The 22043-nt window shown below is 63.8% G+C and carries 24 protein-coding genes and 2 pseudogenes; 11 read left to right on the plus strand and 15 right to left on the minus strand.

Annotation, left to right across the window (positions count from 1 at the left end; translation table 11 throughout):
- Positions 1-179: 179 nt before the first annotated feature.
- The 3 genes from IVA82_RS05780 to IVA82_RS05790 all read right to left on the minus strand — a co-directional run bounded on the left by IVA82_RS05780 (position 180) and on the right by IVA82_RS05790 (position 2126).
- Positions 180-473, minus strand: a complete 294-nt coding sequence (locus tag IVA82_RS05780) for a hypothetical protein (protein ID WP_148737130.1) — start codon at positions 471-473, stop codon at positions 180-182.
- Between the two features lie 212 nt (positions 474-685).
- Positions 686-1414, minus strand: coding sequence for an SDR family oxidoreductase (locus tag IVA82_RS05785; RefSeq protein WP_247383648.1), 729 nt, complete (start codon positions 1412-1414; stop codon positions 686-688).
- A 25-nt stretch (positions 1415-1439) separates the two neighbouring features.
- Entirely contained in the window at positions 1440-2126 is a 687-nt protein-coding gene (locus tag IVA82_RS05790; protein WP_247383649.1) for a DNA-3-methyladenine glycosylase I, read from the minus strand.
- 206 nt (positions 2127-2332) lie between these two features.
- Between IVA82_RS05790 and IVA82_RS05795 the strand changes: the two genes are divergently transcribed.
- Positions 2333-3160: a metallophosphoesterase gene (locus tag IVA82_RS05795; protein ID WP_247383650.1), complete on the plus strand. Its 828-nt coding sequence runs from the start codon at positions 2333-2335 to the stop codon at positions 3158-3160.
- Here the strand turns inward: IVA82_RS05795 and IVA82_RS05800 are convergent.
- The 4 genes from IVA82_RS05800 to IVA82_RS05815 all read right to left on the minus strand — a co-directional run bounded on the left by IVA82_RS05800 (position 3099) and on the right by IVA82_RS05815 (position 5505).
- Positions 3099-3584 (minus strand): cyclic nucleotide-binding domain-containing protein, encoded by a 486-nt coding sequence (locus IVA82_RS05800; protein ID WP_247383651.1) that lies wholly within the window; start codon positions 3582-3584, stop codon positions 3099-3101. The two genes, IVA82_RS05795 and IVA82_RS05800, sit on opposite strands and share 62 nt — an antisense overlap.
- Before the next feature lie 171 nt (positions 3585-3755).
- The gene (locus tag IVA82_RS05805; RefSeq protein ID WP_247383652.1) at positions 3756-4496 is read right to left on the minus strand and encodes a di-trans,poly-cis-decaprenylcistransferase; all 741 of its coding nucleotides are present in this window, start codon (positions 4494-4496) and stop codon (positions 3756-3758) included.
- A gap of 30 nt (positions 4497-4526) precedes the next feature.
- Positions 4527-4901: a transcriptional regulator gene (locus IVA82_RS05810; protein WP_148737118.1), complete on the minus strand. Its 375-nt coding sequence runs from the start codon at positions 4899-4901 to the stop codon at positions 4527-4529.
- Positions 4888-5505, minus strand: coding sequence for a hypothetical protein (locus IVA82_RS05815; protein WP_247383653.1), 618 nt, complete (start codon positions 5503-5505; stop codon positions 4888-4890). The genes IVA82_RS05810 and IVA82_RS05815 overlap by 14 nt, the downstream gene beginning before the upstream one ends.
- Positions 5506-5694: 189 nt before the next feature.
- Here IVA82_RS05815 and IVA82_RS05820 point away from each other — a divergent pair.
- A pseudogene (locus tag IVA82_RS05820) lies at positions 5695-6938 on the plus strand (serine protease).
- Positions 6939-7034: 96 nt separating this feature from the next.
- Here the strand turns inward: IVA82_RS05820 and IVA82_RS05825 are convergent.
- The 4 genes from IVA82_RS05825 to IVA82_RS05840 all read right to left on the minus strand — a co-directional run bounded on the left by IVA82_RS05825 (position 7035) and on the right by IVA82_RS05840 (position 9672).
- Entirely contained in the window at positions 7035-7772 is a 738-nt protein-coding gene (locus IVA82_RS05825; RefSeq protein WP_247383654.1) for a thioredoxin family protein, read from the minus strand.
- 21 nt (positions 7773-7793) lie between these two features.
- On the minus strand, positions 7794-8138 hold the full coding sequence (locus tag IVA82_RS05830) for an SRPBCC domain-containing protein (protein WP_247383655.1): 345 nt from the start codon (positions 8136-8138) through the stop codon (positions 7794-7796).
- On the minus strand, positions 8138-8602 hold the full coding sequence (locus IVA82_RS05835; RefSeq protein WP_247383656.1) for a metalloregulator ArsR/SmtB family transcription factor: 465 nt from the start codon (positions 8600-8602) through the stop codon (positions 8138-8140). Before IVA82_RS05835 ends, IVA82_RS05830 begins: the two co-directional genes overlap by 1 nt.
- A gap of 95 nt (positions 8603-8697) precedes the next feature.
- Positions 8698-9672, minus strand: a complete 975-nt coding sequence (locus IVA82_RS05840; protein ID WP_247383657.1) for a tripartite tricarboxylate transporter substrate binding protein — start codon at positions 9670-9672, stop codon at positions 8698-8700.
- 126 nt (positions 9673-9798) lie between these two features.
- On the opposite strand from IVA82_RS05840, the gene IVA82_RS05845 reads away from it, so the two are divergent.
- Positions 9799-10209: a VOC family protein gene (locus IVA82_RS05845; protein WP_247383658.1), complete on the plus strand. Its 411-nt coding sequence runs from the start codon at positions 9799-9801 to the stop codon at positions 10207-10209.
- A 65-nt stretch (positions 10210-10274) separates the two neighbouring features.
- Here the strand turns inward: IVA82_RS05845 and IVA82_RS05850 are convergent, their stop codons facing one another.
- Positions 10275-11369 (minus strand): HD domain-containing phosphohydrolase, encoded by a 1095-nt coding sequence (locus IVA82_RS05850; protein WP_247383659.1) that lies wholly within the window; start codon positions 11367-11369, stop codon positions 10275-10277.
- Positions 11370-11765: 396 nt separating this feature from the next.
- Between IVA82_RS05850 and IVA82_RS05855 the strand changes: the two are divergent.
- The 4 genes and pseudogenes from IVA82_RS05855 to IVA82_RS05870 all read left to right on the plus strand — a co-directional run.
- Positions 11766-12293: pseudogene (locus tag IVA82_RS05855) on the plus strand (alpha/beta fold hydrolase); the annotation flags it as partial.
- Positions 12294-12317: 24 nt separating this feature from the next.
- Positions 12318-12659, plus strand: coding sequence for a hypothetical protein (locus IVA82_RS05860; protein WP_247383660.1), 342 nt, complete (start codon positions 12318-12320; stop codon positions 12657-12659).
- A 180-nt stretch (positions 12660-12839) separates the two neighbouring features.
- The gene (locus IVA82_RS05865; protein WP_247383661.1) at positions 12840-13511 is read left to right on the plus strand and encodes a dienelactone hydrolase family protein; all 672 of its coding nucleotides are present in this window, start codon (positions 12840-12842) and stop codon (positions 13509-13511) included.
- Between the two features lie 337 nt (positions 13512-13848).
- On the plus strand, positions 13849-14328 hold the full coding sequence (locus tag IVA82_RS05870; RefSeq protein WP_247383675.1) for a hypothetical protein: 480 nt from the start codon (positions 13849-13851) through the stop codon (positions 14326-14328).
- A 177-nt stretch (positions 14329-14505) separates the two neighbouring features.
- Here the strand turns inward: IVA82_RS05870 and IVA82_RS05875 are convergent, their stop codons facing one another.
- The 3 genes from IVA82_RS05875 to IVA82_RS05885 all read right to left on the minus strand — a co-directional run bounded on the left by IVA82_RS05875 (position 14506) and on the right by IVA82_RS05885 (position 16839).
- Positions 14506-15249, minus strand: a complete 744-nt coding sequence (locus IVA82_RS05875; protein ID WP_247383662.1) for a polysaccharide biosynthesis/export family protein — start codon at positions 15247-15249, stop codon at positions 14506-14508.
- A 460-nt stretch (positions 15250-15709) separates the two neighbouring features.
- The gene (gene msrA, locus IVA82_RS05880; RefSeq protein WP_247383663.1) at positions 15710-16366 is read right to left on the minus strand and encodes a peptide-methionine (S)-S-oxide reductase MsrA; all 657 of its coding nucleotides are present in this window, start codon (positions 16364-16366) and stop codon (positions 15710-15712) included.
- Positions 16367-16521: 155 nt separating this feature from the next.
- The gene (locus IVA82_RS05885) at positions 16522-16839 is read right to left on the minus strand and encodes a hypothetical protein (protein WP_247383664.1); all 318 of its coding nucleotides are present in this window, start codon (positions 16837-16839) and stop codon (positions 16522-16524) included.
- Between the two features lie 385 nt (positions 16840-17224).
- Between IVA82_RS05885 and rpsT the strand changes: the two genes are divergently transcribed.
- From rpsT to IVA82_RS05905, 4 genes are all read left to right on the plus strand, one after another.
- The gene (gene rpsT / locus IVA82_RS05890) at positions 17225-17491 is read left to right on the plus strand and encodes a 30S ribosomal protein S20 (protein ID WP_148737091.1); all 267 of its coding nucleotides are present in this window, start codon (positions 17225-17227) and stop codon (positions 17489-17491) included.
- Positions 17492-18755: 1264 nt separating this feature from the next.
- Positions 18756-20168: a chromosomal replication initiator protein DnaA gene (gene dnaA, locus IVA82_RS05895; protein WP_247383665.1), complete on the plus strand. Its 1413-nt coding sequence runs from the start codon at positions 18756-18758 to the stop codon at positions 20166-20168.
- Between the two features lie 265 nt (positions 20169-20433).
- Positions 20434-21552 carry a DNA polymerase III subunit beta gene (gene dnaN / locus IVA82_RS05900; RefSeq protein ID WP_247383666.1) on the plus strand — a complete coding sequence of 373 codons (1119 nt, stop codon included), beginning with the start codon at positions 20434-20436 and terminating at the stop codon, positions 21550-21552.
- A gap of 165 nt (positions 21553-21717) precedes the next feature.
- Entirely contained in the window at positions 21718-22041 is a 324-nt protein-coding gene (locus IVA82_RS05905) for a DUF559 domain-containing protein (protein ID WP_256469622.1), read from the plus strand.
- The last annotated feature ends 2 nt before the right edge of the window (positions 22042-22043 follow it).

Genomic DNA, 22043 nt, shown 5'->3' on the forward strand with positions numbered 1-22043 from the left:
CGTGATCATCGTTCAGCAACTCAACGGCGCTTTTAACCCGCCCGTAGTCAGGGCATCCGGCATCGAGCCGGTGCCCATGAGGCCCAATGAAAGACCGCAGTGCCCATTGGCCGTGGCGCGCCACTTCCTCTGGCCGATTTCGCCACGACCAACCGCCCGCTTTACGCGCCCTGGTGGCGTCAGTGCTTCATCTGCTCGAACACCACGATCACGCCGGTCGGCTCGGGCTCATGCGCCGTCAGGCGCGTCAGGTCTGAATCGGCCCAGTTGGCGAGACTGACAACTTCGCCGCTCTGACGGTCCGTCGCGGGCGATGGGGTGGGTTCGACAACCTTGAGTCCTGACTCATCGACGAAGAACGTGTGCTCGCCGAACATGCTGCTGAGCTGGGGCATGGCGGGATGCTCGTCGGGCAGCACCTGAGCGCCGAGTTGATTGACGGTCTGCTTGACCTGCGCGGATGTTAGCTTCATGGGCTGCTCCGTTTTCGTGATTTTCGGTTTCGTTGGCTTGGCCAGAGCAGGCGTTCCCTGCGCTTGTGTTCGCCTGGCTCAAACTCCCGAACGGATGCTGCGCATAATAGTTCCGCCGAAATGCATTTCGTGATGACGAATCGCGCCTGCCGCAGGTTCGGCGCGAGGTCGCCACACCATGCACATCATTTTGGCGCTCCGGCGCCAGCGCGCTAGAGATCGAAATTGGTCGGCAGCATGACGACGTCGCGAATCGTCATGCTGCGCGGCCGCGTCAGCATGAACATCACGACGTCGGCCACTTCGCCGGCTTCCAGCAGGCTGCCGGCGTCCCGGGCCTCCTTCAGCTTCTCAGGCGGCCAGTCCGCGAGCAGCGCGGTGATGACGGGACCGGGCGACACCGAGCCGACGCGGATGCCGTGCTTGTAGACCTGACGCCGCACGGTCTGGACGAAGCAATTGATCGCCCATTTCGACGACGCATAGACCGGCTCCCACGGCGTTGGAAAATGGGCCGCCAGCGAGCTCGTCACGATGACGTCGCCGGTCCGGCGTTCGATCATGTGGGGCAGCACGTCGTGCACATTCTTCATCACGACGTTGATGTTCAGGTTCAGCATCCGGTCGATCGCAGTGCTGTCGGCATCGACGAGGTCGCCGCCGACATAGGCGCCCGCATTGGCGTGCAGGATGTCGAGCTGGCCGGCGCTCTGCAAAACTCTCGGCAGCAGCGTGGCGCAGTCCGTGGGATCAAGGAGGTCGATGACGAGCGGGATCACGGCGTCGCCGTGCGCGCTGCAGAGCGCCTTCAATGCCGCGCCGTCGCGGTCCACCGTCACCACGCGTGCGCCGGCGGCCAGCATCGCCTCGGTGCTGGCCAGTCCGATGCCCGACGCAGCTCCTGTGACAACGGCAACCTTGCCTTCCAATTCACCTGCCATGAGCGTCTCTCCGTTACTCTCCTCGCTATTCTTCCCGGTTCTCGCCGACCGACAGCGCGCAGATGCGCGACAAATGCGTGTAGGGCAGCCCGGTCTCCTCGGCCCAGGCGTTGAACTGCGCCTGCACTTTGGCGAGATCGCCCTTGGATTTGATCTCCTCGGCAAGGTCGAGGCCGGCCTCGCGCAAGCAAGCAACGACGTCCTTCGACGTGACGAAGCCGTCCCAGGCGACGAAGCGCAGCAGCATCTGGCCCGTGTTGCCCCCGAGCCGACTGCCACGCTTGACGAGGAGGTCGAGCAGGCCGATTTCGTCGGACGATGGCCACTTCGCCAGAAACCTGCCGAAGCTGCCATGCTCCTTTGCGATGTCCTGGACAAAGGCGGCGTTGTCGCGCACCGACATGATCTTGGCACCGTTGCGCACGATGCGCGCGTCGCGCAGCAGGCCCTCCCAATAGTCCTCTGGCTGGAAACTGAGCCTGGCCGGCTCAAAGTGCAGGAAAGCGTCCTCGAAACCGTCCCATTTTGCGTCGATCACGCTCCAGGCAAATCCTGCGCAAAACACCCGCCTGGTCATCTCGGCAAGGATGCGATCGTCGCCGAGCCTGGCCAGGCGCTTCAAATCGGGCTTTGCCGGCATCAGCTTTTCGAGTGCCTTGGGTCCGCCCTTGCGCTTCTCGGCGCGGGCGCGAATGGTCTTGAAGGAGATCACGCGATCACCGCGTGGGAATGCGCCACGACATCAGAATTCGATGATCCGGTCCAGCCCTGCGGCGCCAGGCACTTGCGTGTCCGACCGCGCGGGAGCATGCTTGCCTGATCGGATTGACGTCAAGGAGCGGCCATGCTGGTCTGCTTCTTGCTTAGTACATTTTGTAGTTTCCAGATATTTTCAATCTCTCGCTCACGGATTTTTCCATGCGCTGCCTGGTCGTTGCCGACCTGCATTACTCGCTGCCGCAATTCGACTGGCTGGTCAGCGCGGCGCCGCAATTCGACCTCGTGATTTTCGCCGGCGATGCGCTCGACATCGGCTCGATGGTGGATTTTCGCGCGCAGATCGTGGTGGTGAAGAAATATCTTGCACTGCTCGCCGCCCGGACGCGGGTCATCCTCTGCTCCGGCAATCACGATCTCGACGAGCGCAATCCGGAAGGCGAGAAGATCTCGCGCTGGATCTCGGAGGTGCGAGAGCTCGGGATCGCCTGCGACGGCGACAGCCTCACCATAGGGGATACACTATTCACGGTGTGCCCGTGGTGGGACGGTCCGCGGGTCAAGCAGCGTCTCACCGACCAGCTTCGCGATGCCTCCCTCAACCGGCCGCAGCGATGGATCTGGGCGCATCACGCGCCGCCGGCGGATTCGCCGACGAGCTGGGGCGGCAAGCGCTTCTTCGGCGATGTCGAGCTGGTGCAGTGGATCATGCAGTACCAGCCATCGCTGGTGATCTCGGGCCATGTGCATCAATCGCCCTTCATCAAAGACGGCTCGTGGTTTGACCGGCTCGGCCCGACCTGGGTCGTCAATGCCGGCCTGCAACCCGGCCGGCCGCCGACCCATATCGTGCTGGATCTCGAGGCGGAGCAAGCATTCTGGCTGGCGGCGGGCGAAGCGCAGTGGATCGATCTCGGCGCGCCGCTGAAGCGGCCCGCTTTGCCGGTCGCGGCTGCGCCGGACTGGCTTACATCCTTGGATCGGATTGTCGATCCGAGCCTGGCGAGACCTCAAGCGGCGGCAGGTTGATCATGCTCTGAAGAACCTCGCCGACCATCGCCAGATGCGTGCCGTGGCCGGCATATTGCCGCTTGAGATCGGCGAGATAGGTGTTGGCGACATTGAGCCGCTGCGCCAGCAGGCGCGCGATCAGCAGCGCAACCTCAGGCTCGCGCTTGAGGACCGAGGCGGCATCCTCGAACTCGTAGACGACCGAGTCGGAGCAGGCCCGCACCGTCGCCGTGTGCGGCTGTCCCAACAGCACCGACATCTCACCGAGCACCGCGCCGGGCTCCGTGACAATTGCGACCACCATCTCGCCCTTGAGCACTTCGAGCTTGCCTTGGATCAACGCATAGAGGTGACCGGTGGTACCACCCTCGGTGATGATGAGCGTGCCGGCCGTGACCCGACGTTCCGTTCCGCCGGTGCAATAGTCCAGAACTGCGCGCATCTTGCGAAAAACTCCCGTCGCGAAAGGCCACTAGAGCACGATCCGCGCTAACGTGCAGCGGTTTTCGAGCCTGCCGCACGCTTGCTCAAGTTTTCGGCACATCGACGAATAGGCGCCTGTTGCAGCCAGCCGCGCATTTCAGTGCTCGTTCGCGCCTCTTGCTGCCATGCGTCACACCCGTGAGAGCGACGGCACCTCCTCCGGGACGATCGCCTGCAGGCCGCCGAAACGACGCTCTCGGCCATGGAATGAAGCGAGCGCCTCGGCGAGATCGCTCGCCTCGAATTCGGGCCACATCCGCTCGGTGAAGTGCAGCTCGGCATAAGCGCCTTCCCACAACAGGAAGTCCGACAGCCGTTTCTCGCCGCTGGTGCGGATGATGAGGTCGACGTCGCGCAGGCCGGCCTCGCCGGTGACGAGCTGCGAGAAGGCCTCGCGGGTCAGGCTGGTCAGCGCCGCCGCTTTCGCCGCGGCATTGAGGATGGCATCGCGCGCGGAATAGTCGACGGCGATGCGCAGATGAAGCGTGCTGCCGCGAGCGGTGGCGGCTTCGGCGCGCGCGATGGCGGCGGCGATGCCGTCAGGCAGACGGTCGCGGCGGCCGATCACCGTCAGGCGCACGCCGTTCTTCACCAGGCTCTGCACCTCGCTCGCGAGATAGAACCGCAACAGCGTCATCAACGCGGCGACCTCGGCCTTGGGCCGGCGCCAATTGTCGGTGGAGAAGGCGTAGAGCGTCAGCGTGCCGATGCCCTGCTTGGGTGCGATCTCGACGACGCGGCGGATCGCCTCGACGCCGGCCTCATGGCCGCGAGCGCGCGACAGGCCACGGCGTGTCGCCCATCGGCCGTTGCCGTCCATGATGATACCGACATGAAGCTTCTCGTTCTGGCACGTGACGTCACTTTGCATTGCAAAGTCTCCGGTCAAAAAGGGGGATAATCAGGTCGAGAGCATGCCGAGGCGACCGAGCGGCGGCGCCTCGCGGCCGGCGGCCTTGGCGGCATCGCGCACAAGGCGCTCGAGCACGGCGAGATAGTCGAGGAAGCGGCGGCGGCCGGCCTTGGTCAGGCGGCAGGTGGTGTGCGGACGGTTGCCCTCATAGCCCTTGGTCACCTCGACGAGGCCGGCATCCTGGAGCACGGCGAGATGCCGGCTGAGGTTGCCGTCGGTCAGGCCGCAGAGCTGCTTGAGATCGGCGAACGCCAGCCCTTTCGGATGCGCCATCAGCGAGGTCAGAAGCCCTAGCCTCGCCTTCTCGTGAATGACGCGGTCGAGCCCCTGATAGGAAAACGGCGCGCTGTCAGTCTTCGACATCGTTGTCTCCGGACGCGAAATACAGAATGGCCGCCATCACCGACTGGCCGATCACGAAGGGCAGGCCCATGGTCCATGGCGACAGCGTATGGGTCGCGCTTGCCAGCACCACCACCGCAAAGCCCGAAATGAAATACCAGGCGCCGGCAAGCGCGACGGTGCGCGGCAGCGAGCGAACGGAAGCGAAAATGCCGAGCGACACCAGGATCTGCCACAGCCCAGGTAGGAGCCACAGCGTCTCGGCCGCGAACTTCCACATCACCACGGCAAGCAGGACGCCGGCGACGCCGGCGGGCAGGAACTGTTCGACCGCCTGGTGGATCATGGCATCGGCGAGACCGGAATGATGGCGGCGCGACCGCGCGCGCATCTCGATCCCGATGATCAGGCCGGAAAGTGCGGCGGCGATGAACCAGCCGAAAAAGAAGCCGAGCGGCTCGCTGGTGGGATCGCCGAGCAGCCAGAACTGCAGCACCGCGGTAACAAGCGCGACCGCGCCGGTTGCAGCCATTGTCGCCGGGCCGTAGCCGCGGAACGCGGTGCCGGCCGCGATCTGGCTTCGGATCGCCACGATGTCGGCCAGTGCCTTGTCGAGATCACGCATTGGCAACGCCAAGCCCGCTCCGCCCATGCTTTCGGGATCGCTTATCCCGTCACTTTGTATGGCAAAGTATATAGGATTGCAAAGTAAAGGCAAGATGCCCCAGGAGACCCAGCCTGAACCAGCAACTGCCGGTTGCACCGCGCCTGCTCCCGCGGATAAGGCGGCCCAAGGCGTTCCCTGGGGGGTGGTATGTGGCTTAAGTCATCAGTCGTTGCGTTGCTATTGCAGGTGTGTATCGCCGGAGCAGGGAACGCGGCCGGACCATTCGGCTCGGTCAATATCGGAAACTGGATCGGGGGCGCCTTCAGCAATGATGAAACCGGTGCCTTCTCCCATTGTGCGGCGACGACGCCCTACGCCAACGGCGTCATCCTCGTCGTAGGCTACAACGCCGCCGGCACATGGTCGCTGGCCTTTGCGAGTCCCGGCTACCGCTTCAATAAGGGCGAGAACGCCGCGATCGACGTCATCTTTGACGGACAAGAGCAGGCCAGGCTGTTTGCTACCGCCTGTCAGCCGAACATGCTCACAGCAGTCATGCCGGCCAACGTCGTGCGAACCTTTCAAAAGGCAAGCCTGATGGTCGCGACGGCCGGGCGCACCGTCCTGAATTTCGATCTGACCTCGACCGGTCCCGTGATCGCGGCATTGGCCAATTGCGTCACCAAGGTCAAGGCGGACGGACTGAGCAAGGCCGGTGATTTCACCAAGATGGCCGCAAAGCCCGCAGCGGCCGGCGACAAGCAAGGCACGCCTCCCGCCGCCAAGCCGGGACGAAGCGGAACCTTCACCGGCACCGGCTTCGTGGTCAGTCCCAACGGACACATCGTCACCAATCATCATGTGATCGACGGCTGTGTGGGGGATATCCAGGGCAATCTCGCCGGTGAGGCGGCGATGGTGCTACGGGCCGTCTCCAGCGACGCGACCAATGATCTCGCGCTACTGCAAGCGCCGGCGACAGCCACATTCAAGGACTTTGCGAAGATCCGCGACCGCTCGATGCACTCCGGTGATTCCGTGGTGGCCATCGGCTATCCGCTGCACGGGATGCTCACTTCCGACCTGACCGTGACCACCGGCATCGTGAGTTCGCTCAGCGGCATCCGCAATCACGCCTCCAGATCAGCGCCGCGATCCAGGCAGGCAACAGCGGCGGCCCCTTGTTCGACATGTCCGGTCAGGTGGCGGGCGTCGTCGTGTCCAAGCTCAACGCGCTCAGGATGATCAGGGAGACCGGTCAGTTGACCGAAAACATCAACTTCGCCATCAAGACGGGCGCGCTGCGCGACTTCCTGGATAACTCCGTGGTGCCCTATCAGACCGCGGAGCCGAAGGGCGAGCTGAAGGCCACCGACATTGCCGCCAACGCGCGGCCCTACACGATGCTGATCTCGTGCAACGGGACCGAGCAAGCGGATGCGAAGCGTTAAGGCGGGCTGCGGAACAAGTCCCGTCATCCTTCGAGGCCTCCGCTACGCTCCGGCACTTCAGGATGACGGTAATGGATTGCTCACGCCGACATCAGCTCACCCGTGGCAGCACGACGCCTTCGTCACCTGCGGTTCGTACTCGTCCCGCAAGCGCACCCAATCCATCGGATAGGGCAGACCCTCTTCATGGCGGCCGAGCGGCGTCAAGTCGAGGTATTGATAGGCGGCGTTCATCATGTCGAGGCCGCGGGCGAAGCATGAGTAGGTGTGGAAGACCTCGCCGGCCTCGTTGCGGTAGAAGACGCTGATGCCGGGAAGCTCGGGGCCATAGATTGGCGTGGTGCCGAAATTGTACATCGGCTTGCCCGTGGCGATCTGCTCAGGCGAAAACGTCACGCCGTAATCATGGTTGAAACTGTTGCTTCCTGAGGAGACCCAGTCGAAGCTCCAGCCCATCCGCTTCTTGAAGGCTTCGAGCTTGGCGACCGGCGCCAGCGACACCGCGGCCATGGTGGTGTCGCGCGCGGCCAGATGCGGAACCATGCGTTCAAAACCATCGGCCCAGAACGAGCAGCTCTTGCAGGCCGCGTCCCAATCGGGCGCGAACATCACGTGCTGGACGACGAGCTGAGGGCGCCCCTTAAAGAGATCGCCGAGCGTCACCTTGCCGTTCGGTCCGTCGAAGACGTAATCCTTGTCGACCTTGACCCATGGCAATGCGCGGCGCTCCTCGGCGAGGCGCTCGCGCGCTTGTGTCAACTCCTTCTCGTGGACCAGATGAGCCTTGCGGGCTGCGATCCATTGCTCGCGCGAGACGATCTGATGTTGTTGCATGATATCCTCCTTTGACGGTGATCAGGCGACGAAGGCGTCGAGCTTGTCGAAGAACGAGGTCCAGCCACGTTGATGGTTGTCGCGCGCAGTCTCGTCGAAGAACTGGGCGTGATGGAACACCATCAGCGTGCCGGCGGCCTCGGGCTTCAGCGTGATCGTCACCAGCGACTCACGTTCCGGCGTCGAATGCCAAGCCCAGGTGAAGACCAGCCGCTCGCTCGGCACCACCTCGCGATAGCTCCCGCCGGCTTCAAAATATTCGCCGTCATCGCGCGTGAAGCTGATCCGGTAGCGGCCGCCGGTGCGAACATCCAGCTCGGCATCGAGCGTGGCCGGCTTCATGTTCGGCGGGCCGAACCATTGCATCAGCTGCTCGGCCTGCGTCCAGGCGGCGTAGACTTTTTCCGGCCGCGCACGGAGCCGGCGCGTGAGCGTGAGGCTTGGACGCTCGGTTGGACGTTCGTTGGCGCGGGGGTCGGCATTGACGGCGGCGTCGGCCATGAGTCTTCCTCCACAAAAGCGGCAAGGCGATCGAGATTGTCCGACCAGAACTGCGCGTAGCGATTGAGCCAGTTCATCGCCTGCTCCATCGGCTGCGCGGTAAGCCGGCAGGAGACCGTACGCCCGGTCTTCTCGCGTACGACCAGACCTGCATCGGTGAGCACGTCGAGATGCTTCATGATCGCCGGCAGCGAGATCGGAAACGGCGCGGCCAGTTCGCTCACGGACAGGCTGTCCCCTCCGCCGAGGCGCGCGAGCAGCGCGCGTCTGGTCGGATCGGATAGCGCCGCGAAAGTCCGGTCCAGGATCTCGTCCTGATACTTAACCATATGGTTTAGTATAGGCTCGAACGGAAGCGCGTCAAGCCTCTCAAGAAAAAAGCCCTGCCATACGGCAGGGCTCCATTCCAACGATCACAAGATCGCTACTCGACCTTCAGGCCGGCGAAGTCGACGACCTTCTTCCACTTCTCGGTCTCGGCCTTGATCTCCTCGCCGAACGCCTCGGGCGTCTGCACCCGCGGCTCGCCGCCAAGTTCGACCAGGCGCTTGGTCATGTCCGGCTCCTTCATGAGCGTGTTGATCTCATTGTTGAGCTTGGCGATGATCTCCTTCGGCGTGTTCTTCGGTGCGCCCATGCCGAACAGCGCGCTGGCCTCGTAGCCCTTCACGGTCTCGTCGACCGTCGGCACGTCGGGCAGTTGCGCCGAGCGCTGCGTGGTGGTGACAGCGAGCGCGCGCAGACTGCCGGAGCGGATGTGCTGGATGATCGAGGGCATGTTGTCGAAGATCACCTGCACCTGGCCGCCGAGCATGTCCGTGATCGCGGGCGCGGCACCGCGATAGGGCACGTGCTGCATCTTGTAGCCGGTCATCGCCATGAACATCTCGCCGGACAGATGCACCGAGGTGCCGTTGCCCGACGAGGCCATGTTCACCTTGCCGGGATTGGACTTCACGTACTCGATGAACTCGGCTACGTTCTTGGCCGGCACGTCCTTGTTTACGGTCATCACGTTCGGCACGCGTTGGAACGAGGCCACCGGCGCGATGTCGCGCACGAAGTTGAACTTGAGGTTGGTGTAGAGCGAAGCGTTGATGTAGTTGGCCGGATTGACCAGCTGCAGCGTGTAGCCGTCAGGCTCGGCATTGATGACGGATTCAGTGGCAATATTGTTGCCGGCGCCGGGTTTGTTCTCGATGATGAATTGCTGGCCGAGCCGTTCCGACAGCCGCTGGCCGATCAACCGCGCCAGGATGTCGGTGGCCCCGCCCGGCGGATAGCCGACCACCCATTTGACCGGCCGGGCCGGGTAATCGGCGGCAAAGGCCTTCGACAGCGGAGTGGCTGCAAGCGGACTGGCAGCGAGCAGGCCCAGCGCGGTACGGCGAGTGATCATCTCAAGGGTTCTCCCACGTGTTGTTCTTCAAAGCCGGATGTCTTGAAAGTGGCGTGAGCGGCGTTGTAACAAAGCCCGGAGCACGCGGAAAGTGCGCAACGCACATGGCGACGAAAGGATTAAGGCATGCCGGTCAAGGTTCAGGCCCTCGATCACCTCGTCATCAACGTCGCCGATGTTGCAGCTACCGCCGAGTGGTATCGCAAGATCCTCGGCATGGAAGTCAAGGTGTTCGACCCCGGCGGCGGCAAAGCGCCGCGGACTTCGCTGCAATTCGGTAACCAGAAGATCAACGTCCGGCCGCGCGCTGCCGACAAGGTCGAATGGTTCACCGCGAACCATCCGGCCGCCGGCAGCGAGGATCTGTGCTTCCTCACCTCCGCGACACCCGAAGAGGTCGTGGCGCATTTGCAGGCTAACGGGGTTGCGATCGAGGAGGGTCCCGGACCCAGGCAAGGCGCTCGCGGCACATTGCGCTCGGTCTACTGCCGGGATCCCGACGGCAGCCTGATCGAGATTTCGTCGTACGAGGCTTGACGGGTACATTTGCTCGCTCCGCCAAGATGCTGGAGCGGACGAATCGCTTCACCGGCCGTGGACCGTCAGAACGATCCCAGCGCCACCGGGCGGAATGCTTGCAACAGCTGCTGATCGAGCTTGCCGCCCATGCCCTCCATCATCGTGAAGGCACGGGAGTGGGTGAAGGGCATGCGGTAGGCGCGCTTTTCCACCAATGCGGCGTAGATGTCGACGATGGTAGTGACCCGCACGATATCGCTGATCTGGTTCGACGAGAGTCCATTCGGGTAGCCGCTGCCGTCAAGGAATTCGTGGTGGTGCAAGACCACGTCGAGCATCTCCGGCGGGAAGCCGCCTTGCGCTGCGAGCGCGTCGTAGCCGCGGCGCGGATGCTGGCGGACCTCGTCCATCTCCTCGTCGGTGAGCTTGCCCGGCTTGTCCAGCAACGCCGACGGGACGAAGGCCTTGCCGACGTCGTGCAGCAGCGCGGCGCGGGTCAACCGGCGCTGATCGTCCTCACGCATGCCGAGATGCTGCGCGAAGGAGACCGCAAATCCAGTGACGAACAGGCAGTGCCGATAGCTGCCGACATGGTGGCAGCCGACGGTGGTGAGCCACTCGCGCAGCGAGGAGTGCTTGATCGCCTTCAGGATCTTGCTCTCGGCGGCGATGATATCGTCGAAGGTCAGGGGCACGCCGAGCGGCAGCTTCTCGAACATCTTCCTCAGCACCGCATGCGCCGCCTCGACGCCGCGGTTGAGCGTCTTGCCGCGATCGGTCGCGTCATAGCTGGCGGTGTCGGGAAAAGCGGCGCGGATGCGCTGCAAAATCGCCTCCGGCTGAAGCGGCCGCGAGATTGTGTCGGTGGCGCCCAGCGCCCAGGCCTGCATGGTGCCGTGATGCAGGGCGTCGGCGAGCACGAACAGCCGCGGCATCGCACGATAGGCGTCGCCGCGCAACTTGTTGCGCACCCGCTGCACGCTCTCGGACGAACGCAGGTTGATGTCGACCACGAGGCCGGAGAGACCGCGCGCGGGCTGCTCGGGGATCGCCTGGGTCGTCACCGTCGAGACGTCACCCACCGCCTTCAGGATGCTGGCGAGCTCGCTGCTCTCGTCGCTCCGGTCGGAGGCGAGCAGAAGCCGGCGTTTGGCGGCGGGTTTGGCTGAGGCGTTCATGGCTTCCCTGCGGGCAATAACTGAGGGCACGGGACTGGATTGGGCGCCAGCCTAAGCCGGATCCGGTTCTCCGGCCCTTAAGAGGCGTGCTCAATGGAACCCTGCGGAATTAGATACAATTTGAGGGATTTCGGTTGCCGGAGGGTCCAGATCAAAACAGCGAAAACAACCCCATGCACAGTAGACGGACCGTTGATAACAAAGGGGGTTTTGGGGCGTGTCAGTCCCACCCCCGCCGTCATCGCCCGGCCTCGACCGGGCGATCCAGTACTCCGAGACGGCGCGGCTAGAACCGAGAAGCCGCGGCGTGCTGGATGCCCCGCCCCAGTGCGCAAGCGCGCACAAGGCGGGGCATGACAGTGAGATTGTGGAGGCGTTCTCCCAAAAGAAATCCGCATGGCGGCGATCCTGGATGCGATCGGCGCCGGGCGCGCCATTGTCGGCGGCTTCTCGCTCGGCTACATGTCGCTCGCCTTCTATCGCGCGCATCCGCAAGCCACCCGCGCGCTGCTGATCATCGACACCGGCCCCGGCTTCAAGAAGGACGACGCGCGCGCGGCCTGGAACGCACGTGCGCTCGCCGCCGCCGACAAGCTCGATCGCGAAGGTCTCGATGTGCTGAAGGCGGCGACGCGCGAGCGCGCCACCGCCAGCCATCGCAATGCCAGGGGATTGGCACTTGCCGCACGCGGGATGCTGACCCAGCGCGATGCGCGCGTGATGGAGCTGTTGCCGGATATCAAGGTGCCGTCGCTGATCGTGCTCGGCGCCAACGACACGCCGTTCCTGGCGGCGTCCGACTACATGGCGGCCAAAATCCCCGGCGCACAAAAGGTCGTGATCCCCGCGGCCGGGCACGCCGTCGATCAGCCGCAGGCTTTTGTTGACGCGGTGCTGCCTTTCCTGAAGAACTTGCCGGCATAGGCCGGTCAGCCGGGAACGCAGACGATGAAGCAGGCGATGTTGGCCGCAGTCATGGTGGCGGGGTTGCTCTCGGCGTCGGCGTGCGCCGAACCGTTCGGTGCGCCGCCGCCGCGCCTGCCATTCGTCGCGACATCGTCAAACACTACGCCACTGGCATTCGGCATGGATGCCGGGCAGACCGCGCGTGCCTTGGGCCAGCCGTTGCAATACGTGCGAGGGCGTCCCGGCAACGAGATCTATCTCGCCCTGCGCAACATCGGCGGCAGCGGCCTGATCCCCTCTCGCCACCGCCTGTTCCTGCAGTTCCGTCACGGACGGCTGGCAGGATGGAAGGAGGATTACGGCGAGAACTGGATGTGGGAGTGATCGGAGCGCATGGCTTAAGGTAATCGCGCGTGGCGGGCGGAGTTGTGCGCTGGAGTTTCCGGATCGTCATGGCCGGGCTTGTCCCGGCCATCCGCGCCTGATCCGGCCGTACCGAGAACGTGGATGCTCGGGACAAGCCCGGGCATGACGAGCGAGCGACAATCAAGAAGGACAACCCGCGTGGGACAAGACATCAAACTGACGGCCTCCGACAATTTCCAATTTGGCGCCTATCGCGCCGATCCGGCAGGCAGCCCGAAGGGCGCGGTGGTGGTGATCCAGGAGATCTTTGGGGTCAATCACCACATCCGTTCGGTCTGCGATCGACTCGCCAATGAAGGCTATGTTGCGATCGCGCCGTCGATCTTCGACCGGACCGTACCCAACTTCCAGTCGGGCTACTCGCCCGATGAGGTTGCCGAGGCCCGCAAGTTCGTGGCCAATCCGGATTGGGCGGCGATGCTGCGCGACACCCAGGCCGCCATCGACGCCGTGGCGAATGTCGGTTCCGTCGGCATCATCGGCTTTTGTCTGGGCGGCAGCGTCGCCTTCGTCGCCGCGACGCGGTTGTCGGGCCTGAAAGCGGCAATCGGGTATTACGGCGGCGCGGTCGTGCGCTTTGCGGACGAGACGCCCAGGGTGCCGGTGCAACTGCATTTCGGCGAGAAGGACGCCGGCATTGCGCTGACCGACGTCGAGACCATCAAGGCGAAGCGGCCTGAGGTCGAGGTCTTCGTCTATCCCGGCGCCCAGCATGGCTTCCATTGCGACGAGCGCGCGAGCTACGACAAGACCAGCGCCGATATCGCCTGGCCGCGCAGCATGGAATTTTTTGCCAAGCATTTGAAATAGCGCGCGCGGCCCTCTCCACTGTCATTCCGGGATGCGCCGACAGGTGCAGGCCCGGAATCCATTAGGCCGCGGAGTTGGTGGCGCGATGGATTCTCTGATGCGCAAGAGCGCATCAAAGTTCGCGCTCCGCGCGCCCCGGAATGACGGGGAGAGGTTGGCAGAAATCGGGTGGCATGTCTTCGGGCCCGCCGGCGTGCTGCGGCTCCGCCGCGTGCATCTTGGGCCGCTGCCGCGTGCCATGTGATGAAACCAGTCGGAAAGCCGGATGCCGGAAATCGGCACGTCCGGTCCTGACGATAGAGCTGGCCAATCAAGCCAGCTCACGCCGGAGAACAACATGCAGCAGGCCGACACGCACCTCGTCATCCGCAATCCCTTTGGAACCATGGACGTTCCCGAGCCCGGCGATTCCGAAGTCATGGACTATGCCGCGACCGCCACGCTTGCCGGCGATGCGGCTGACGACAACGCGGCACAGTGGGCGTCCTTTCCCGTGCCCGATCCGCTCGACGGCACCTGGGCGAGCCGCTGGAACGGCGGCGCCGATCCGACCATCGCCGGCGACACGCCTGAGACATGGAAACAGGGCCGCGCCGAGCTCCGCATCGTGGGCGAGCGGATCTATCTGCGCTTTGACTGGGACAATGGCCGCCGGCACGGACTGATCGATGCCGCACGCGACGGCGCGCATCGGCTGGTGGGCAAGTACATCAACCTGACCACGCCGGCGATCAGACGGCCATGGGTCGGGCTCGTGGTCGATGCCACGCGCATTGACGGCCGCTTTCCGAACGGACGGCTGGATTTTCGGCGGTGAGGCGGGCGGCGGAACGCCGCCGACATTACCTCCCCTGTCATTCCGGGATGCGCCGAGAGGCGCAGGCCCGGAATCCATCGGGCAGCGGAGTTGGTGGAGGAATGGATTCTGTAATTGCGCATCAGAGCTCGCGACTTTGTCGCGCCCCGGAATGACGAGGAGAGATTTGGAACGAACTTAAAACCAGCGCTCGCCGACGAACACCGTATCGCCGGGGCTGAGGGGCGTTCCGAGCGGCACCATGGCGCGCATGGCGCCGCCGGCTTCGGTGTGCGTGATGGTGACCACGTCGCGCTTGGCGCGCGGCGAAAAACCGCCGGCGATGGCGACCGCACTCTCGACCGTCATGTTCGGCACGTAGGGATATTGGCCGGGCGCGGACACTTCGCCGAGAATGAAGAACGGGCGATAGGCCTCGATCTCGACCGCCACCGAGGGCTCACGGATATAGCCATTGCGCAGGCGCGCGCCGATTTCGCCGGCGAGACCCGCCGTGGTGCGGCCGCGCGCCGGCACGGCGCCGATCAAGGGCATGGTGATCGAGCCGCCGGCATCGATCGCATAGCTGTTGGTGAGACCTTCCTGGCCGTAGACCACGACGCGTAGCTTGTCGCCCGCGTCGAGATGGTAGGAGGCGTCGTAGCGAACCGGTACAGCCGTGGGCGCGGCGTAGCCGACCGGCATGGGCGCAGGAGCCGACGCAAAGGAATTGCGCAGCGCGCCGATGGCACTGCCGCCGTCGGCAACGACGACCGGCTGCGGCGCCCCGTAGGGCTGGCCATAAACCATCGAATCGAGATCGGCGCGCGGCTGCGCGATCGCGACCGGACGGGCGGTCTGCATGCAGCCGCCGAGGGCAAGCGCGGCGGACGCTGCCAAGATCGACAATCGAAACGCGCGCACAACCCGCACCGGAGCCATCCCTCGAAACGAGACAGCGTTAGTGATGCACCGGTTATGGTTAATAAAGCGTTGAGGGAGCTTTGGTCGCAACCGACAAGCGGGATGATGCAGCCGCGATCGTAGGTGCGCTCCCTCTCCCGCTTGCGGGGGAGGGTTGGGGTGAGGGTGTCTCCGCGTCGGGATTGTTGAAGATTGCGGAGGACGTCCCTGGTGGCGAGAACCCTCACCCGCCGCGCTCTGCGAGCGCGGCGGCCTCTCCCGCAAGCGGGAGAGGCCGAGCAAGCCCGCGGACTATCCTCGTGAAATCTATATGCGATAGCGCTGCGCATGCGGGGGTTGGGGAGAGGATGCTTCCGCAATCGGCAATCCCGATGCCGAGCGAGCCCTCACCCGCCGCGCTCGGGACGATGCTTCGCATCGCCCGGGGCGCGTCGACCTCTCCCGCAAGCGGGAGAGGTGCACCGAATTCGTCGCTAGCTTACGCGCTCACGCCGGCGCCGATCGGGCAGGACACGCCGGTGCCGCCGAGGCCGCAATAGCCGGCGGGATTTTTTGCCAGATATTGCTGATGGTAGTCCTCGGCGAAGTAGAACTCGCTGGCAGGCGCGATCTCGGTGGTGATGGCGCCGAGGCCCTTGCCGGCGAGCGCTTTCTGATACAGCGCCTTCGACTCCTCGGCCGCTTTCTTCTGCGCATCCGAGTAAGTGTAGATCGCGCTGCGGTACTGCGTGCCGACGTCGTTGCCCTGCCGCATGCCTTGCGTCGGGTTGTGGCTCTCCCAGAACGCCTTCAGCAGGCGCTGGTACGAAATCTTCTTCGGATCGAACACGACCAGCACCACTTCGGTGTGGCCGGTGCGACCCGAACAGGTCTCTTCATAGGTCGGGTTCGGCGTGTGACCGCCGGCATAGCCGACCGCAGTGACATGGATGCCCTCGCCGAGCTCCCAGAACTTGCGCTCGGCACCCCAGAAGCAGCCGAGTCCGAACACGGCCTGCTCGAGGCCGACAGGATAAGGCGGCTTCAGCTTCGCGCCGTTGACGAAATGGGTGGTGGCGGTCGGTAGAGGCTGCGCGCGGCCAGGCAGCGCTTCGGCTGCGCTCGGCAGTGCGGTGGTCTTGCGCATGAACAGCATGGTCGGATCTCCGAGACGAGCCGTGTGTCGCCCAAGGTGTATTCAAGTCAACATCCTGAGCCAAAGCGCTCGGGCGGCGAGCTCGCGATAGAGTGGGAATATAGGCATTTACGCAGCGATAGGCAGCTCCGTTACGCCGCGCCGCGGGCGAAAGCTCAATCCCGGGAATATCCGATCAAAGGCCTGCGCGGCCGGAACAGGATCATCAAGAGGATGCCGAGGATGCCGAGCACTGCGAAAACCGGCTGATCCAGCACGAGGCGGATCACGGAGGTCCAGAGCCAGGGCGCCTTGGCCTCGACCCAGGTCCGGAACGCCGCTTGGCTGGCCTGGTGGATGTCGTTCCAGAATTGGCCGAACCGGGTGAACCGCAGGGTCTGGTCGGCCACCCAGCGGGCGCCGTCATAGACCAGGAATATGAAACCGCCGGCGAGCAGCAACAGCCCAATCAGTCGGAAAAAGCCGCGGATCATGCCTCACCTTATATGGTCGTCCGATCAGACGACCCTCAGAACGCTGCCAGCCAATAGCCCCAAGACGGCAGAAATTCAACCTCATCAGGGCGTTAAGGCCACAGCTGGCGCGCCAAAGGGCCCGTTTTGCGGGCCTGGAAAGCGTTGACGGTGCCGCAGACCCCCTCTATAAGGGCGCCAACTGGCGGCGGGCGCAATCCTGCCGCCGCTGTTCTTTGAGCATTTGCAGGCTCCTCGAGCCTCAGAGATCGCCGCAAGGTTGTCGCTCATGTTCCGGGAACGGCCTTGAACCGAACACCCTAAATCCGAGCGTCGATTTCGCGGTCAAGCAGCCGGCGCCACCCGATCAAGACGCGACCGGTACCCGCAGAGGACATTTGAGACCATGGCCAATACCACTTCCGCCAAGAAGGCGACACGCAAGATTGCCCGCCGCACTGCCGTCAACAAGTCGCGCCGCACTCAGATGCGCGGCGCCGTGCGCACTGTCGAGGAAGCCATCAAGACCGGCGATCGCGCCGCCGCCGTGACGGCGCTGGCGAATGCAGAGCCCGCTCTGATGCGCGCCGCGCAGCGCAACATCATTCACAAGAACAATGCCAGCCGCAAAGTCTCGCGGCTCACCGCGCAAATCGCCAAGCTCGCCAAGTAACGAGTTCGCCAAGTAAACAGGTAGCCTGGCGAAGCGATCAATCCGATCGATGATCACAACCATCAATCAGCCCGGCATCGCGCCGGGCTTTTTTCTTGCCCGTCATATTCACGCATGCATCGTTCGAGACCGGCGCCTGGTTGGGATGATCCGTCTCGTCGTCCGCCAGCTACGCTCCGTAATTTTACCGGCGGTGATTTTGTACGACCGGAAACGACGAGTGCACTGCGGAAAACCCCTTGCGAGGGCGCGTTCAACTTGAATTTGCGCGCGCGAGCTTTGCACGCCGTAGTTTACCGGAACGAGTATCGCAGTGGAGTTACCCTCCGAAACGAGACTCAAAAAACGGTGCTTCGATAATCACTTATCCGCATAGTGACGACAAGCATTTGGAAAATGAGCCGGCGCGGCACTCGCGTGAAGGTTTTGTAAAATATTTTTGGTCGGCGTTCGAGAAATGTCACACATCGCGTTTCGTCTTCGATTCTGTGCGCTGATTCAAAACGTTGCTCTCAAGCCTGTGAACAACTCGCGCGCGGCGTTAACGCAGATCAAGTTTTTTGATGCCTCAAGTGTGAATCAATTTCGTTGCGAGTCTTTCCGCATAGTGTATTCCTTAAGTCGTTCGCGGCGCCCACGATCTTGAGACCAGCGCGGTTTTGGAAAACGGGGCGAGCGTGCAAATCGGCGGCGATGTGCACGTTGGCGGCGCTTAATCAAGCGATGGTCGGTTCGAAACCCATAGCAATATGGGAACGGTAGTTCTTTGTCTGAACGTTTCCAATCGGGATCTTAAAGGGTCTCGTTCGCGCCAAGCGCAAATGAGAGACGGTTGAAGCTACCCGACACGCACGATGGCGAAGCTAGGCGAACGACTTGTACAGACGGGCAGGACAGTCGCGGCTTTTGACGGGGTTGTCTTCAGGACACGCAGGACCTTGCCGTGAGCAATCACGGCAGGACGGGGAGGTATCATGTCTTACGGACTCAACGCGGTATTGAAACAGGTTTTCCATTGCAGCGACGCCGTCCTAGATCCGTCCGACCTTCAGCCTCCCGCGTGTAACAGAGCGCCGAGTACGCGCTGACCTCGCGACCCCTCCATCTCTGACATCATCGATCGGGCGCGGCGTTCTCGCCGAACGGTCGAGCCATGCCTGAGGATGGAATCGCTTGAGGTCTCGCCATTCTAGGGGTCCTGGCAGGAACCCTGCATGGCGCCCGCCACCACGCAACCTTATCTCTCAAGAAAAGTTTTCAAACGATGACAACACCGGAACAGGATCGCTGGTCACGCGTGAAGGGTCGGCTGCGCTCGAGCGTTGGCGAAGACGTCTACACGAGCTGGTTTGCGCGCATGGATTTGGAAGGCGTGCAGGAAGAGAGCGTGCGGCTCTCGGTCCCGACCCGCTTCCTGAAGAGCTGGATCCAGGCCCATTACGCCGAGCGCGTGCTGTCGTGCTGGCAGGCCGAAATGCCGGAAGTGCATCGCATCGATCTCACCGTGCGCACTGCGGTGCGCCCGATCGCGCCGCCGAAGGAAGCGCCCGCGCCGGTCGAGATGCGCCGCGCGCCGGCATCCGAGCTGCGCTCGACCGCGACCGTGCCGGTCTCCGCCAATCATGATGCGCTTGGCGGCTCGCCGCTCGATCCGCGCCTGACCTTCGCAAGCTTCGTCGTCGGCCGCTCCAACACGCTGGCCCATGCGGCAGCGCGCCAGGTCGCGGAAGGTCGCAGAGGCGATCCGGTGATGTTCAACCCGCTCTACATCCATGCCGGCGTCGGGCTGGGCAAGACGCATCTGCTCCAGGCGGTGACCTGGGCCGGCAATTCCGGCAACGAGCGCAAGGTGCTGTATCTCACGGCCGAAAAATTCATGTACGGCTTCGTCGCCGCGCTGAAGACGCAGACGGCGCTCGCCTTCAAGGAGGCGCTGCGCGGCATCGACGTGCTGGTGATCGACGATCTGCAGTTCCTGCAGGGCAAGTCGACCCAGGCCGAATTCTGTCACACGCTGAACGCGCTGATCGATGCCGGCCGCCAGGTCGTGATCGCGGCCGACCGTCCGCCGTCCGATCTCGAAAGCCTCGATGACCGCGTGCGCTCGCGGCTGGCCGGCGGCCTCGTGGTCGAGATGGGCTCGCTCGGCGAAGAATTGCGGCACGGCATCCTCAAGTCGCGCGTCGCAGCCGCGCGCGCCCATCATGCAACGTTCGCGGTGCCGGAGGAGGTGCTGACCTATCTGGCCCGCGCCATCACCCACAACGGCAGGGATCTCGAAGGCGCGATCAACCGTCTTCTTGCGCACTCGAAACTGAACAACCGGCCGGTGACGCTGGAGATGGCGGAGCACGAGGTGCGCGACCTGATCCGGCCGCAGGAGCCGAAGCGGATCAAGATCGAGGACATCCAGCGCGTGGTGGCGCGGCAATATAATGTCAGCCGCTCCGACCTCCTGTCCTCGCGCCGGACCGCCAACGTGGTGCGCCCGCGCCAGGTGGCGATGTACCTCGCCAAGACGCTGACCCTGCGCTCGCTGCCGGAGATCGGCCGCCGCTTCGGCGGACGCGACCACACCACGGTGCTGCACGCCGTGCGCAAGATCGAGGCCCTCGTCAGCAAGGACACGGCACTGTCGGAAGAGGTCGAATCGCTCAAGCGCCAGCTTCAGGAATAAACGCCTAGGCTCACCTTTCCCCGTTCGACCGCCGCCCCGGCCACGCCGGGGCGGCGGAGGCGGTTTTGCCTGTAAATCGTGGGGAACTGCCTCCCGATCCCTTGAATCCCAAGGCCATCCGCGCCACCTTGCGCGACCCTGACCGCTTTGGTCATATCGGCTGGATGATCGGGCTTTTTCGGGGTTCTTTCGGTGCCGCGGCGCGCTTTTCGGCCGTCCGGCTTTTTCAACGTTGTGTTTCCTTGGGGATCGGGCGAGTAGTGCAATGAAGGTTACGGTCGAACGCGCGCAACTCCTGAAATCGCTGGGCCATGTCCACCGCGTGGTCGAGCGCCGCAACACGATTCCGATCCTCGGCAACGTCCTGGTCCGCGCCGAGGACGCCAAACTGTCGCTGAAGGCGACCGACCTCGATCTCGAGGTGACGGAAACGCTCGCGGCCGAGACTGCGACCGCCGGCTCCACGACTGTGCCGGCGCACATGTTCTACGACATCGTGCGCAAGCTGCCGGACGGCTCGCAGATCGTGCTGGAGGCCGACGGCGACCGCGCCGTGCTGGCGATCCGCGCCGGCCGCTCGCGCTTCACGCTGCAGACCCTGCCGGAGAATGATTTTCCGGATCTGGCCGCTGGCGACATGTCGCATTCGTTCTCGCTCGCCGCCAAGGACGTCAAGCGGCTGATCGACCGCACCCAGTTCGCGATCTCGACCGAGGAGACGCGCTACTATCTCAACGGCATCTATCTGCACGCCGCCGGCACCGCGAAGGCCGCCACCTTGCGCGGCGTCGCCACCGACGGCCACCGTCTCGCCCAGCTCGACCTGGTCCAGCCCAAGGGCGCCGACGGCATGCCGGGTGTGATCGTGCCGCGGAAAACCGTCGGCGAGGTGCAACGGCTGATCGAGGACAACGAGGCCGAGGTCACGATCGAGCTGTCGCAGGCGAAGATCCGCTTCACCATCGGCAATGTGGTGCTGACCTCGAAGCTGATCGACGGCACCTTCCCCGATTATGGCCGCGTCATTCCGCAGAACAACGACAAGGAACTGGTGGTCGACAAGAAGGACTTCGAGAACGCGGTCGACCGCGTCTCGACCATCTCCAGCGAGCGCGGCCGCGCCGTGAAGCTCTCGCTGTCGCCGGGCAAGCTGGTGCTGTCGGTGACCAATCCGGATTCCGGCAGCGCGACCGAGGAGATCGAGGTCGAATACGCCTCCGACGCGCTCGATATCGGCTTCAACTCGCGCTATCTGCTCGACATCGCTTCCCAGATCGAAGGCGAGGTCGCAACACTGAGGCTCGCCGACCCCGGCTCGCCGACCTTGGTGCAAGACCGCGACGACAAGAGCGCACTCTACGTACTGATGCCGATGCGGGTGTGAGGGACGTGCTCCCTCGCCAGCGCACCTGACCGATACAGCCGAGCGCGATGCCCATTGCTGCGCCCTTTTCCCTTGTGGGAGAGGGCAGCTCCGCCGTCAGCCACGAGCTCACTCGGGTGAGGGGTTAGTGCCGCAGAGCCGTCCCATCGGCCAGTCCCCAAACATCTGCGCGAGTTTGCGAGGAATATGCGGCGCGAGCCGACCGATGCGGAGGCTGCAATGTGGCGACTGCTCAGGGAGCGACGGTTATCTGCCTACAAGTTTCGCCGGCAAGTCCCATTCAAGAACTACATTCTCGATTTCGTCTGCTTCGAGAAGCGCTTGGTGATCGAGATCGACGGAAGTCAGCACGCGGAATCGCAACGCGACGCGGCCCGTGCAACAGCATTGGCATCTGAAGGATTTCAGACAGCGCGGTACTGGAACAACGTGTTGCAGCAACCGATGGCCGTGCAAGAGGACATCCTTGCAAAGCTCGTCTCGCGGTAACA

Origin of the sequence: Bradyrhizobium sp. 142 (genome assembly GCF_023074015.1) — a bacterium.
In the GTDB taxonomy this organism is placed as follows: Bacteria; Pseudomonadota; Alphaproteobacteria; order Rhizobiales; family Xanthobacteraceae; genus Bradyrhizobium.